General features: G+C 70.9%; 12 protein-coding genes. 8 read left to right on the top strand and 4 right to left on the bottom strand.

Annotation, left to right across the window (positions count from 1 at the left end):
* Window positions 1–59: 59 nt before the first annotated feature.
* From BLW82_RS04430 to BLW82_RS04410, 5 genes are all read left to right on the top strand, one after another.
* The gene (locus BLW82_RS04430; RefSeq protein WP_093497562.1) at window positions 60–1877 is read left to right on the top strand and encodes an ABC transporter family substrate-binding protein; all 1818 of its coding nucleotides are present in this window, start codon (window positions 60–62) and stop codon (window positions 1875–1877) included.
* A gap of 71 nt (window positions 1878–1948) precedes the next feature.
* Window positions 1949–2935: an ABC transporter permease gene (locus BLW82_RS04425; protein ID WP_093497561.1), complete on the top strand. Its 987-nt coding sequence runs from the start codon at window positions 1949–1951 to the stop codon at window positions 2933–2935.
* Window positions 2928–3848: an ABC transporter permease gene (locus tag BLW82_RS04420; RefSeq protein WP_093497560.1), complete on the top strand. Its 921-nt coding sequence runs from the start codon at window positions 2928–2930 to the stop codon at window positions 3846–3848. The genes BLW82_RS04425 and BLW82_RS04420 overlap by 8 nt, the downstream gene beginning before the upstream one ends.
* A complete protein-coding gene (locus BLW82_RS04415; RefSeq protein WP_256215630.1) occupies window positions 3845–4966 on the top strand; it encodes an ABC transporter ATP-binding protein in 1122 nt (373 codons plus the stop codon). Before BLW82_RS04420 ends, BLW82_RS04415 begins: the two co-directional genes overlap by 4 nt.
* Window positions 4963–6015 carry an ABC transporter ATP-binding protein gene (locus tag BLW82_RS04410; RefSeq protein ID WP_093497559.1) on the top strand — a complete coding sequence of 351 codons (1053 nt, stop codon included), beginning with the start codon at window positions 4963–4965 and terminating at the stop codon, window positions 6013–6015. The genes BLW82_RS04415 and BLW82_RS04410 overlap by 4 nt, the downstream gene beginning before the upstream one ends.
* Here the strand turns inward: BLW82_RS04410 and BLW82_RS04405 are convergent.
* Together BLW82_RS04405 and BLW82_RS04400 are read right to left on the bottom strand one after the other, a co-directional pair.
* Window positions 5988–7043, bottom strand: a complete 1056-nt coding sequence (locus BLW82_RS04405; RefSeq protein ID WP_093497558.1) for a BUD32 family EKC/KEOPS complex subunit — start codon at window positions 7041–7043, stop codon at window positions 5988–5990. The genes BLW82_RS04410 and BLW82_RS04405 overlap by 28 nt on opposite strands.
* 196 nt (window positions 7044–7239) lie before the next feature.
* A complete protein-coding gene (locus tag BLW82_RS04400; RefSeq protein WP_093497557.1) occupies window positions 7240–8595 on the bottom strand; it encodes a dipeptidase in 1356 nt (451 codons plus the stop codon).
* Window positions 8596–8828: 233 nt separating this feature from the next.
* On the opposite strand from BLW82_RS04400, the gene BLW82_RS04395 reads away from it, so the two are divergent.
* Entirely contained in the window at window positions 8829–10115 is a 1287-nt protein-coding gene (locus BLW82_RS04395; RefSeq protein WP_093497556.1) for a geranylgeranyl reductase family protein, read from the top strand.
* Window positions 10116–10127: 12 nt separating this feature from the next.
* Here BLW82_RS04395 and BLW82_RS04390 read toward each other — a convergent pair whose 3' ends face one another.
* The gene (locus BLW82_RS04390; RefSeq protein ID WP_093507849.1) at window positions 10128–10631 is read right to left on the bottom strand and encodes a nitroreductase family deazaflavin-dependent oxidoreductase; all 504 of its coding nucleotides are present in this window, start codon (window positions 10629–10631) and stop codon (window positions 10128–10130) included.
* Window positions 10632–10846: 215 nt separating this feature from the next.
* Here BLW82_RS04390 and BLW82_RS04385 point away from each other — a divergent pair, with 215 nt between their 5' ends.
* The gene (locus tag BLW82_RS04385; RefSeq protein WP_093497555.1) at window positions 10847–11551 is read left to right on the top strand and encodes a TetR/AcrR family transcriptional regulator; all 705 of its coding nucleotides are present in this window, start codon (window positions 10847–10849) and stop codon (window positions 11549–11551) included.
* 103 nt (window positions 11552–11654) lie between these two features.
* Here the strand turns inward: BLW82_RS04385 and BLW82_RS04380 are convergent, their stop codons facing one another.
* Window positions 11655–12149, bottom strand: a complete 495-nt coding sequence (locus BLW82_RS04380) for an FBP domain-containing protein (protein WP_093497554.1) — start codon at window positions 12147–12149, stop codon at window positions 11655–11657.
* Between the two features lie 88 nt (window positions 12150–12237).
* Between BLW82_RS04380 and BLW82_RS04375 the strand changes: the two genes are divergently transcribed.
* The gene (locus BLW82_RS04375; RefSeq protein ID WP_093497553.1) at window positions 12238–12810 is read left to right on the top strand and encodes a TetR/AcrR family transcriptional regulator; all 573 of its coding nucleotides are present in this window, start codon (window positions 12238–12240) and stop codon (window positions 12808–12810) included.
* The last annotated feature ends 49 nt before the right edge of the window (window positions 12811–12859 follow it).

Genomic DNA, 12859 nt, shown 5'->3' with positions numbered 1-12859 from the left:
TTCCTCGCGGCCGCTGGCCGCCGTGCACAAGCCGGCCAACGACCGGCTGAAGGAGGGACATGCGCGCGCACTCTTCGGCCCTCACGAGGGGCCTCGCACTGACCGCCGGGCTCGTCCTGGCGCTCGCCGCCTGCAGCAGCGGAGGAGGCGGCGGTCGCAGCGGCGGGAAGGGCACCTCCGCCGACCTCACCTCCTGCGCCACCCAGGGCAAGGCCGACACCTGCAACTCCGGCGCCACCAAGGCCGGCGGCACGTTCACCTACGTCATCGAGAAGAACATCCAGCAGTGGAATGTGCAGGACACCAACGGGAACACCTTCGAGAACGCCGAAGCGCTGACCCCCGTGCTGCCCCAGATCTACGTCCCGCAGCCGGACTTCGGCGTCAAGCTCAATACCGACCTGGTCACCTCGGCGACCCAGACGAGCGCCGGCCCGCAGACGCTCGTCTACAAGATCAACCCCAAGGCGTCCTGGAACGACGGGACCCCCATCACCGCCGACGACTTCGTCTACTACTGGCGCACCAACGACGGCAAGGACTGCCCGCCGCCGCCCGCCAGCGACTCCACCCAGACCAAGGGCTGCCTCCCGGAGAGCACCGCCGGCTACGACCGCATCAAGTCGGTCACCGGCTCCGACAACGGCAAGACCGTCACCGTGGTGATGGCCAAGCCCTACGCCGACTGGAAGTCCCTGTTCGGCGCGGGCTACCCGTTCTACCCGGCGCACGTCGCCGAGAAGGTCTCCGGCGCCAAGGCGGGGGACGCGGCCCACATGACGGCCGCCCAGATGACCCAGGGCTGGCAGTACTTCCAGAAGAACCCGCCCACCAAGTACGCGACCGCGGGCCCCTACAGGATGACCGAGTGGGTGGACAACGACCACGCCACCTACGAGCCCGACCCGAAGTGGACGGGCAGGAAGGCCACCCTGCAACGGCTGATCTTCAAGGTGATCTCGGACGCCACCCAGGAGCCGATCGCGCTGCGCAACAACGAGGTCCAGGGCATCTACCCGCAGCCCGAGGTCGACCTCGTCAACCAGGTCAAGGCCATCCCCAACGTCACCTACACCATAGGCAGCGGACTGACCTGGGAGCACTTCGACCTCAACCTGCACAACCCGGTGATCGGCAAGTACCTGGCCCTCAGGCAGGCGATGTTCACGGCCATCAGCGTCAAGGACATCATGGCCAAGACGGTCGCCCAGTTCGATCCCGGCGTGAAGCAGCTCTACAACCACAACTTCGTCCCGGGAACGGCCGGTTACAAGGACGTGGTCAGCGCCAGCGGGCAGGGCTCGGGTGACCTCACCAAGGCCAAGAAGTACCTGACCGACGCCAGGTTCACCGGAGTCGGCACCGCACTGAAGACCCCGGACGGCAAGACGGTCGGACCCTTCAGCTGCCGCTACACCACCGGCAACCAGATCCGGCAGAGCGAGTGCCAGATCCTGCAGAGCGACCTCGCCAACCTGGGGATCAAGGTCACGATCAAGCCGATCGGCGCCGCTGACCTCGGCACGGTCCTCGCCGGCCACCAGTACGACATCGTCGTCTTCGCCTGGGTCGCCTCGCCGTTCGCGATCAGCGGTGCCCAGCAGCTGTGGACGACCGGAGCCGGCGGCAACTACGGCGGCTACAGCAACAAGCAGGTCGACTCCCTGATCAGCACGGCCATCGGCGAGACGGACCAGGCCAAGGCCGCCGCCCTGCTCAACCAGGCCGACCAGATCATGGTCAACGACGCCTACGTGCTGCCGCTCTACCAGAAGCCCACCTTCCTCGCGGTGCAGACCCGGTTCGTCAACATGCGCAACAACTCCACCAACGTCGGACCGCCGTACAACGTCGGCGAATGGGGCCTCAAGAAGTAACCCCAGCGACCACTCGGATCCGCATCCGGCCCCGGAGACCCCGGGGCCGGGCCTCCGCGAGAGAAGACCGCATGCTCGCCTACACCGTGCGCCGCATCCTCGTCTCCGTACCCGTCCTGATCGTCTCGACGTTCATCGTCTTCCTGGTCGTCGTCAACTCCGGCGACCCCGTCGCCAATTTCGCCACCTCCCGGCAGCCGCCGCCCAGCAAGGCCGCCGTGACCGCCTTCGCCCGCCACATCCACGCCGACCAGCCGGTCGTGGAACGCTACTGGAACTGGATCACCGGCGTCCTGCACGGCGACTGGGGCCCCTCCGTCCAGTCCAACCTGGACATCGGCCACGACCTGTTCACCCGCTTCCGGGTCACCGTCACCCTGGTCGCCGCCGCCATGCTGCTCGCCCTCGTGATGGCGATCGTCTTCGGCGTGTTCAGCGCGATCCGCCAGTACAGCGTCGCCGACTACACCATCACCTTCCTCGGCTTCCTGTTCCTCGCCATGCCCGTGTTCTGGTTCGCGGTCCTGCTCAAGCAGGCCGGGATCTGGTTCAACCAGGAGACCGGCAGCCAGTTCCTCGGCACCATCGGCGAGAAGTCCCCGTACCTCGAGGTCGACACCACCTGGAACGAGTTCACCGACCGCGTCGGCCACCTCATCCTGCCCACCATCACCCTGGCCCTGGTCTCCTTCGCCTCCTGGACCCGCTACACCCGCGCCGCCATGCTCGAGGTCCTGGACAGCGACTACGTGCGGCTCGCCCGCGCCAAGGGACTGCGCCGCGGCCGGGTGCTCACCCGGCACGCCCTGCGCACCGCGCTGATCCCGCTCGCCACCGTCACCGCCCTCGACATCGCGATCATCCTCGGCGGCGCGGTCATCACCGAGACGATCTTCCAGTGGCACGGCATGGGCGAGATGCTCGTCCAGGCCGCCACCACCCTCGACGTCTACCGGACCATGGCCTGGCTGCTGCTGTCCGCCGTCGTCGTCATCGTCTTCAACCTGTTCGCCGACCTGCTCTACGCCGTACTCGACCCGAGGATCCGCTATGACTGACGTCGGAGCAGTCGGGCCGGCGGCTACCCGCACGCCGGGCGACGACCACGAGTTCACCGTCGTGCAGCGCAGCCAGACACAACTCGTCCTGCGCCGCTTCCTGCGCCACCGGGCCGCCATGATCAGCCTGGTCGTGTTCGTGCTGATCGTGCTGTGGGCGTTCGTCGGCCCGCACTTCTGGCACTACTCGTACGCCAAGTTCACGCCCGACAACTCCCAACCACCCTCCTGGAAGCACCCGTTCGGCACCGACTCCTCGGGGTACGACGCCTACGCCCAAGTGATGCGCGGCACCCAGACCTCCCTGAAGATCGCCATCCTCATCGCCCTCGGCTCCACCCTGGTCGGCGCCGTGTGGGGAGCAGTGGCCGGCTTCTACCGCGGATTCGTCGACGCGTTGATGATGCGCATCGCCGACCTGGTGCTGACGCTCCCGCTGTTCGCGATCGCGCTGGTCATCTCCTCGCGCAGCGGCGGCTCCTGGTACTGGATCGCCGTGGTGATCGCCGGACTGACCTGGGCGTACGTGTCGAGGGTGGTGCGCTCGACCGTACTGTCGCTGCGCGAGAAGGAGTTCGTGGAGGCCGCCCGGGCGCTCGGCGCCTCCGACACCCGGATCATCTTCCGGCACCTGCTGCCCAACGCGCTCGGCCCGATCATCGTGAACGCCACGATCCTGGTCGCCACCGGCATCCTCACCGAGACCGCCCTGTCCTTCCTCGGCTTCGGCGTCCAGCCGCCCGACACCTCCCTCGGACTGCTGGTCGCCCAGGCACAGACCGCGGTCGACACCCGGCCCTGGCTCTTCTACATCCCCGGCGCCTTCATCATCGCCATCGCCCTGACCATCAACTTCATCGGCGACGGCCTGCGCGACGCCTTCGACCCCCGGCAGCAAAGGGTGCGACAGTGACCGACACCGGCAACGGCAAGGGCGGCATCGACAGGGTCGTGGCGAAGGGCGAGGAGTCCGGCGCGGTGCTCGAGGTCGAGGACCTGAACGTGGAGTTCCCGACCGAGGACGGTGCCGTACGCGCGGTGCGCGGCGTCGGCTACCGGCTGGAGCGCGGCGAGGCGCTGGGCATCGTCGGCGAGTCGGGGTCGGGCAAGTCGGTCACCGCCCTCGCCGTGATGGGGCTGCTGCCCGGCTCGGCCCGGGTGCGCGGCTCGGTCCGGTTCGAGGGCACCGAACTGCTCGGCATGTCCGACGCCCGGCTCTCGGACATACGGGGCAGCGGCATCGCCATGGTCTTCCAGGACCCGATGACCTCCCTCAACCCCGTCTACACGGTCGGCTACCAGATTGCCGAGACCCTCCTCAGGCACGACCCGAGGCTCGGCAAGCGCCCGGCCCGCGCCCGCGCCGTCGAACTCCTCGGCACGGTCGGCATCCCGAGCCCCGAACGGCGCGTCGACAGCTATCCGCACGAACTCTCCGGCGGCATGCGCCAGCGGGTCGTCATCGCCATCGCGATCGCCAACGACCCCGACGTGATCATCGCCGACGAGCCCACCACCGCCCTCGACGTCACCGTCCAGGCGCAGATCCTGGAGGCGTTGGAGGCCGCCCGTGCCGAGACCGGCGCCGCGCTCGTCCTGATCACCCACGACCTGGGGGTGGTCGCGGGACACACCGACCGGGTCGCCGTCATGTACGCCGGGCGGATCGTGGAGACCGGCACGGTCGAGGACATCTTCTACGCCCCGCGCATGCCCTACACCCTGGGCCTGCTCGGCTCCCTGCCCCGCCTCGACCGCGAGGAGGACCGCCTGACCCCCATCACCGGCTCCCCGCCCTCGCTGCTCAACCTGCCCCCGGGCTGCCCCTTCGCGCCCCGCTGCCCGATGCGCCGGGAGCCCTGCGACACCACCGAACCCGCCCTGCGCCCGGCCGGCGTCGGCGCGCACCACAGCGCCTGCCACTTCGCCGACGAACTCGTGGACACGGCGGCCGGCGAGGTCTTCGACGCCGTCGGCGCCGACACCGAGGCCCTGGCCCGGTTCGCCGACCTGGAGGACGATGCCCGATGACCGATCCGCTGCCCCCGCTGCCCGGTCACGGCGGCACCGGCGCCCCCGTCCTCCAGGTCCGGGACCTCGTCAAACACTTCCCGGTGATGTCGCGGGGCGTGGTCCGCCGCCGGGTCGGCGACGTGCACGCCGTCTGCGGGGTCTCCTTCGACCTGCACGAGAACGAGACGCTCGGCCTGGTCGGCGAGTCCGGCTCCGGCAAGACGACCGTCTCCCGGACCCTGCTCAACCTGGAGACCGCCACCTCGGGCACGGTGCACTACCAGGGCCGACTGCTGACCGACCTGAGCAGACGTCAGATGCGCCCGCTGCGGCGCGAGTTGCAGATCGTCTTCCAGGACCCCTACGCCTCCCTGGACCCCAGGATCTCCGTCCACGAGATCGTCGCCGAACCCCTGCGCATCCACGGCCGCTACGGGCCGGGCGGCGCCGACGAGGTACGCGAACTGCTGCGCCTGGTCGGCCTCAACCCCGAGCACGGCAACCGCTTCGCGCACGAGTTCTCCGGCGGCCAGCGCCAACGCATCGGCATCGCACGGGCGCTGGCGCTGCGCCCCAAGGTGATCGTGCTGGACGAGCCGGTCTCCGCGCTGGACGTGTCGATCCAGGCGGGCGTCCTCAACCTGCTGATGGACCTGCAGAGCGAACTGGGCCTGTCCTTCCTGTTCGTGGCGCACGACCTCTCCGTGATGCGGCACGTCGCGGGGCGGGTCGCGGTGATGTACCTGGGCCGCCTGGTGGAGATCGCCCCGGCCCGGCAGCTCTTCGCCCGCCCCGCCCACCCCTACACCCAGGCCCTGGTCTCGGCGATCCCGCTGCCTGACCCGCGCAAGGAGCGCGCCCGGAAACGGATCACCGTCCAGGGCGACGTCCCGAGCCCGGTCCGCCCGCCCAGCGGCTGCCGCTTCCGCACCCGCTGCCCCAAGTTCGCGAACCAGCTCACCGACAGCGAGCGCACTGCCTGCGTCGAGCAGGCGCCGGACCTGGTCGACCGGGGCGGCGGCAACCCGGTCGCCTGCCACTACGCGGAGAGCGTGCAGCTGCTGTGACCGTCCGGGTACGGGAACGGCGTCAGCCGGCTCTCCCGCTCCAGCCGCCGGCAGAAGACCTCCATGCCGGCGGCGAGCGGCGCGTGCCGCACCAGCAGGCCGGCGGCGGCCTGCGGGATGCCCTCGGGCCGCGTCCCGCCGGCACAGGCCCGCACGAACTCCGCGCGCTCCTCGCCCCGGTACCCGTACAGGGCGGTGACCAGCCAGATCACCAGGTGGTAGACCGTGTAGGCGCGGTCGTAGTGCCGGTGCCGGCCGAAGAACTCCCGCTCGGCCTGGTCCAGCCGGAAGCGGGAGCTGAGGGAGAGCCCGAAGTCGGTGAGGTACAGCCGCCTGCCGTCGGTGAGGATGTTGCGGAAGTGGGCGTCGAGATGCAGGAGACCGCCGCCCGAGAGGAACGCGGTGAGGTCCTCCAGCCCGCGGGCCGCGAAGGCGCAGGCCGCATCCGCGCGTTCGGTGCGCAGCTCGGCGTCCAGCCAGTCGTGCAGGGTGTGCGGGACGTGCTCCAGGAAGAGGGTGAGGCTCGCGGAGGCGTCCCGCAGGCCCTCGATGCGTGCCCGTAGGCCCGCGGATCCGCCCCAGTAGGCCACCGCCCCGTCGACGTCGGCGAGTTCGCCGGGCAGCGGGGCGGGTGGCTCGGGCAGCACCCGCCAGTGGTGCAGCAGCGGGAGACCGGGGAACCGGCCCGCCAGCACCCAACCCGTCGTCTCCTCGTGCGCGGTCAGCTCCCGCCAGGCCCCGAACCCCGGGGAGCCGATCGCGCCGATGCCGTAGTGGCAGTACGGCGGCAGGCCGAAGAGGTTCTCGGTGGAGCGGGCGTGCCGCGGTTCCCGTTCCCGGTCGGTCAGCGGGATCCGCTTCACGAACACCGGCCTGCCGTCCACCGTGAGCCGCACCGCTCTGCCGCCGATCCCGGTGCCGAGCGGTTCGCCGGCCGCGACCAGCTCGGCCAGTTCGCCGTCGCTCAGCAGGGCCAGGGAGGTCGCGATCCCGGTGTGGGCGGCGATGCGGTGCGCGGTGTCGGTCATCCCTCCATGGTCACCGCGGCGGCCCGTACCTGTCCGCGGATTCCCGCGGCGTCCGTGCCGCGTCCACGGCCACCGGATCCCCGTGGCCGAAGCACACCGTCGCCGCCTCCAGGGCGAGGTCTCTCCGCTGTGGGGGGAGCCGATTCGGCCCGCAGCGGAGGGCGGCGGACCGTGGACGTCCGCCGCCCGGGGCGCGTCAGCCCGCCGCGTAGTTCCGCAGGAACAGCGCCTCCGCCACCGACAGCCGCTCCAGCTCCTCGGGGGACACGCTCTCGTCGACGGCGTGGATCTGCGCCTCCGGCTCGCTCAGGCCGATCAGCAGGATCTCGGCCTGCGGGTAGAGGCCCGCGAGGGTGTTGCACAGCGGGATGGAGCCGCCCTGGCCGGCGTACTGCATCGTCTCGTCCGGGTAGGCGACCGCCATCGCGTCGGCCATCGCCCGGTACGCCGGGCTGGTGGCGTCCGCGCGGAACGGCTGGCCCTGGCCGACCACCTCCGTCCGCACCCGGGCGCCCCACGGCGTGTGCGCCTCCAGGTGGGCCTGCAGCAGCTTGCCGGCCTCGGCCGCGTCCACACCCGGCGGCACCCGGAGGCTGACCAGGGCGCGGGCGGCGGCCTGCACCGACGGGGTGGCGCCGACCACCGGCGGGCAGTCGATGCCCAGCACCGTGACCGCCGGACGGGCCCAGATGCGGTCCGCGACCGAACCGTCACCGATCAGCCCGACACCGTCCAGCACCTTGGCGTCCGCGCGGAACTGCTCCTCGTCGTACTCCAGACCCTCCCACCGCGACTCCGGCCCGAACCCGTCGACCGTCGTGGAACCGTCCTCGGCGCGCAACGAGTCCAGGACGCGGATCAGCGCGGCCAGGGCGTCGGGGGCGGCGCCGCCGAACTGGCCCGAGTGCAGATTGCCCCGCAGCGTGTCGATCTGGATGCGGACCATGGCCATGCCCCGCAGCGTCGTGGTCACCGTCGGCAGCCCCACCCGGAAGTTGCCCGTGTCACCGATGACGATCGCGTCCGCCGTCAGCAGTTCGGGGTGCTGCTCGGCGTACCGCTCCAGGCCGCCGGTGCCCATCTCCTCCGAGCCCTCGGCGATCACCTTGACGTTGACCGGGACGCCGCCGTTCGCCCTGAGCGCGCGCAGCGCCAGCAGGTGCATGATCACGCCGCCCTTGCAGTCGGCGGCACCGCGCCCGTACCAGCGGCCGTCCCGCTCGGTCAGCTCGAAGGGCGGGGTGGTCCAGGCGGCCTCGTCCAGCGGCGGCTGCACGTCGTAGTGCGCGTACAGCAGGACCGTTTTGGCACCCTCCGGGCCCGGCAGATAGCCGTACACCGACTGCGTGCCGTCCGGGGTGTCCAGTACGGCGACGTCCGTGAAGTCCTCGGCGCGCAGTGCGTCGGCCACCCAGTTCGCGGCGCCTTCGCTCTCGCTCTTCGGGAACTGGGCGAAGTCCGCCACCGACTTGAAGGCCACCAGCTCGGCGAGCTCCGCCTTGGCCCTGGGCAGCAGGGCGGCGACGGTCTCGGCGACCGGATTGGAGGACATGGGCACGCTCCTCGTGGGTGCGACGTTGAACTGGTGAGTGGACCGATCCTCCCACAGTGGCCTGCGGCGATCTCCGCCGTAGGATGCGGGGGGACAGGTGAGGGGCGTCGGCCCACGGGCGGACGGATCCTGACCCACGGCTTTACAGGGCCTCCACACAGGGCCTCCACGGCTTGAAACGGCCTCTACGGCTTGATATGGCTTCTACGGCTTGATCGGAGCAGCGGACCATCGTGAGCGGCGAGAATTCTTCGGCGGACGACGTGCAGGCGGACGACGCGCAGCGGGTGTGGGACGTCGTCGTGGTGGGCGCGGGACCCGCGGGTGCCTCGGCCGCCTACGCGGCGGCGGTCGCCGGACGGCGCGTGCTGTTGCTGGAGAAGGCCGAGCTGCCCCGCTACAAGACCTGCGGCGGCGGCATCATCGGCCCCTCGCGGGACGCGCTGCCGCCCGGCTTCGAGCTGCCCCTCAAGGACCGGGTGCACGCCGTCACCTTCTCCAACAACGGACGGTTCACCCGCACCCGCCGCTCCAAGCAGATGATGTTCGGGCTCATCAACCGGCCCGAGTTCGACCAGCAGCTGGTCGAGCACGCCCAGAAGGCGGGCGCCGAGCTGCGCACCGGCGCCGCCGTGCAGCGCGTCGAGCAGCACGGCTCGGCGGTCCCGGACCGACGGACGGTCGCGGTCGTGCTCCAGGGCGGCGAGACCCTGCTGGCCCGCGCGGTGGTCGGCGCCGACGGCAGCGCCAGCCGCATAGGCGCCCACGTCGGGGTGAAGGTCGACCAGGTCGATCTCGGCCTGGAGGCGGAGATCCCGGTGCCCGAGACGGTCGCCGAGGACTGGAAGGGCCGGGTCCTCATCGACTGGGGCCCGATGCCCGGCAGTTACGGCTGGGTCTTCCCCAAGGGCGACACGCTGACCGTCGGCGTCATCTCGGCCCGTGGCGAAGGCGCCGCCACCAAGCGGTACTTGGAGGACTTCATCTCCCGGCTCGGCCTCGCCGGCTTCGAGCCGAGCATCTCCTCCGGCCACCTGACCCGCTGCCGCGCCGACGACTCCCCGCTGTCCCGGGGCCGGGTGCTGGTCTGCGGCGACGCGGCGGGCCTGCTCGAACCGTGGACCCGCGAGGGCATCTCCTTCGCGCTGCGCTCGGGCCGGCTCGCGGGGGATTGGGCGGTACGGATCGCCGAGGCCCACGACGCCGTCGACACCCGCCGCCAGGCGCTCAACTACGCCTTCGCCGTCAAGGCGGGCCTCGGCGTCGAGATGAGCGTCGGCAAGCGGATGCTCGCGGTGTTCGAGCGCCGCCCCGGCCTGTTCCACGCGGCGCTGACCGGGTTCCGTCCGGCCTGGCGGGCGTTCAAGGAGATCACCCAGGGCCGCACCTCCCTCGGCGAGCTCATCCGCTCCCACCCGCTCGCCCAGCGCGCCCTCACCGCCTTCGGCCCGGAGCCTGCGGCGAAGAAGGACGCGCCCACGGAGGAGGGCGCGGCCGACGAGGAAGCCGTCACTTCGTGACCGGGGAAGCCGTCACTTCCTGACGGTGATCCGGAAGACGGGGTGGTCGGCGCCGGCCGCGAGGAGCTCGTCGTCGCAGGACCCGGCCGTCACTCCGGGGAAGTACTGCTTGACCTCCCAGCCCCACCTTTCCAGGTAGGCCCGCAGCACCGGGAGCTTCTCGGCGTCGGGAAGCTCCACCACGGTGAACTCCCGCACCTTCCGCCCCACCCGCAGCTCCCCGCCGCCGGCCGCCCGCATGTTCCGCACCCACTGGGAGTTGCCGCGCGCCGAGACCAGGTACTGGATGCCGTCGTACGTGTGCGGGTTGACCGGGACGCGCTGCATCCTGCCGCTCTTGCGGCCGCGCACGGACAGCTCGGCGCTGCCCGCGAGGCTGATCCCGTGTCGGGCGAGCCAGCCGACGAGGCTGTTCACGCGGACGGCCACCGGGTTGGCCTCGGCGTAGTACGGCTTCGGTCGCGGTTGTGCCTGCTGCTGTGGTTGCGGTTGTGGCTGCGGTTGTGACGAGGACATGGTGACCCCCACTTGGTTTGGCCCGCTTGGGAGAGCGGTGCTCTCCCTCGAGGAACAGTGTGGGCAGATCGGTGATCCAAAGCAAGAGCGGTGCTCTCTTTTTTGAGCGGTGCACTTGCATGTGAGCACCGCTCTGGTACGAGACCAGTGATCCCAAGCGTGTGCGCTGCTCCATAACGTGTGCACTGCTCCGCAGCCGTGACAGACTGCGCCCCATGACCACTCCGCAGGGCGCCCGCGCGCGAGCCAGGATGGAAGTCACCAGCGCCATCAAGGACGAGGCGCGCAGACAGCTCGCGGCCGAGGGTGCGGCCAAGCTGTCGCTGCGGGCGGTGGCGCGCGAGCTCGGCATGGTCTCCTCGGCGCTCTACCGCTACTTCCCCAGCCGCGACGACCTGCTGACCGCGTTGATCATCGACGCATACGACTCCCTCGGCGAGGCCGCCGAGTCCGCCCATGCCGCTGCCGCTGCCGCAGACACCGCGCCCGCGCACCGGTGGGTCGCCGTGTGCGAGGCGGTGCGCGGGTGGGCGCTGGCCCATCCGCACGAGTACGCGCTGATCTACGGCTCGCCGGTGCCCGGCTACTCGGCGCCGGAGACGACCATTCCGCCGGCCGCCCGGGTCGCCCTCGTCCTCGTCGGGATCCTGCGTGAGGCGTTCGAGGGGCGCGGTCTGGCCCGTACCCCCGTGCCCGCGGAACTCGCCCCCGAGGCCCGCCGGATGGCCGACGCGCTGGTGCCCGGCCTGCCGCCGGAGGTGGCGGTGGCCATGGCCGCGGCGTGGGCCCAGCTGTTCGGGCTGGTCGGGTTCGAACTGTTCGGCCAGTTCCAGGGGGTCGTGGAGGAAGCGGAACGGGAACGGTTCTTCCGGCATGCGGCCGCACGGCTCGCCCACGGCGTCGGGCTGGTCTTCCCCTGACCGCGCCAGGTCGGCCGGTCGGCGGGGCGGCCGGTCAGACCGTCACCGGGGTCATGCGGTCATCCGGTCATCGGCCATTGCTGATCGGTCATCCGGCCATCGGTCATCCGGTCACCTTCTCCAGGAACGCGGTGAGGTTTCCGACCGTCCGCCGTACCTTCTCCTCCAGCGTGAGTGACTCCGGCATCCGGCCCCCCACGCCCGCGTCCCGCTTCCCCCGCACGTACAGCGAACAGGCGAGGTCGCTGCAGAGGTAGGCGCCCACGGAGTTGCCCTGCTGCCCGGCCTTCCCCGCCTTGGCGGCGACCATCAGGGAGACGCCTCCGGTGTGCGTGGTCAGGCAGATCGAGCACATGCTGCGCCGGGTCTGCCAGGAGGTGGCGCTCGGGCAGCGCAGCGCCACCGCCCGCGGGTGACCGTCGTCCAGTTCGGTCACCAGGTAGGCGCGGTCGGGTGCCTGGGGATCGCGCCAGCCGAAGTAGTCCAGGTCGGCCCACGGGCGCTCGTCCAGGTCGTGCGGGATGTTCAGGCGTTTCGCCGCGCCCTTGGTGCAGTTCACGAAGGCGGCGCGGATCTCCTGCTCGGTCAGTTGTCGCATGTGGCGCACGCTAATTTGCCTAAAGCTTTTAGGCAAATGCATAATCGCTTCTCGATGACAGTTGAGAAGTGAAGGTGGAGGAGTGGGCGTGGCGCGAGCGGGACTGAGCACGGAGCGGCTGGTCCGGGCCGGAGCCGAGCTGGCCGACGAGGCCGGCTTCGACCAGGTGACCGTCTCGGCCCTGGCCAGACGGTTCGACGTGAAGGTCGCCAGCCTCTACTCGCACGTCAAGAGCTCCCAGGACCTGAAGACGAGGATCGCGCTGCTGGCGCTGGAGGAGCTCGCCGACCGGGCCGCCGACGCGCTGGCCGGCCGGGCCGGCAAGGACGCTCTCGTCGCGTTCGCCGAGGTCTACCGCGACTACGCCCGCACCCACCCCGGCCGCTACACAGCGGCCCGGCTGCGCCTCGACCCGGAGACGGCCGCGGCCAGTGCCGGCGTCCGGCACTCACAGATGACCCGGGCGATCCTGCGCGGCTACGACCTGGCCGAGCCCGACGAGACCCATGCCGTCCGGATGCTCGGCAGCGTCTTCCACGGCTTCGTCGACCTGGAACTGAGCGGCAGCTTCAGCCACAGTGCCCCCGACAGCCAGCAGTCCTGGACCCGCGTACTCGACGCCCTCGACACGCTCCTGCGCAACTGGCCCACACCGGCCTGACCCCCCGGATCCGGCCCCCCTCGTACGGAACGCAAGACGGAACGCAGAG

Source organism: Streptomyces sp. Ag109_O5-10 (genome assembly GCF_900105755.1).
In the GTDB taxonomy this organism is placed as follows: domain Bacteria; phylum Actinomycetota; class Actinomycetes; order Streptomycetales; family Streptomycetaceae; genus Streptomyces.
Note: the sequence above shows the minus strand (reverse complement) of the source record. Positions and strands in the feature narration are given on the sequence as shown.

What these genes read in the sequence shown, in the direction of transcription:
- BLW82_RS04430 (WP_093497562.1), top strand. Translation starts at nt 60, where the DNA reads ATGCGCGCGCACTCTTCGGCCCTCACGAGGGGCCTCGCACTGACCGCC.
- BLW82_RS04425 (WP_093497561.1), top strand. Translation starts at nt 1,949, where the DNA reads ATGCTCGCCTACACCGTGCGCCGCATCCTCGTCTCCGTACCCGTCCTG.
- BLW82_RS04420 (WP_093497560.1), top strand. Translation starts at nt 2,928, where the DNA reads ATGACTGACGTCGGAGCAGTCGGGCCGGCGGCTACCCGCACGCCGGGC.
- BLW82_RS04410 (WP_093497559.1), top strand. Translation starts at nt 4,963, where the DNA reads ATGACCGATCCGCTGCCCCCGCTGCCCGGTCACGGCGGCACCGGCGCC.
- BLW82_RS04405 (WP_093497558.1), bottom strand. Translation starts at nt 7,043, where the DNA reads ATGACCGACACCGCGCACCGCATCGCCGCCCACACCGGGATCGCGACC.
- BLW82_RS04400 (WP_093497557.1), bottom strand. Translation starts at nt 8,595, where the DNA reads ATGTCCTCCAATCCGGTCGCCGAGACCGTCGCCGCCCTGCTGCCCAGG.
- BLW82_RS04390 (WP_093507849.1), bottom strand. Translation starts at nt 10,631, where the DNA reads ATGTCCTCGTCACAACCGCAGCCACAACCGCAACCACAGCAGCAGGCA.
- BLW82_RS04385 (WP_093497555.1), top strand. Translation starts at nt 10,847, where the DNA reads ATGACCACTCCGCAGGGCGCCCGCGCGCGAGCCAGGATGGAAGTCACC.
- BLW82_RS04380 (WP_093497554.1), bottom strand. Translation starts at nt 12,149, where the DNA reads ATGCGACAACTGACCGAGCAGGAGATCCGCGCCGCCTTCGTGAACTGC.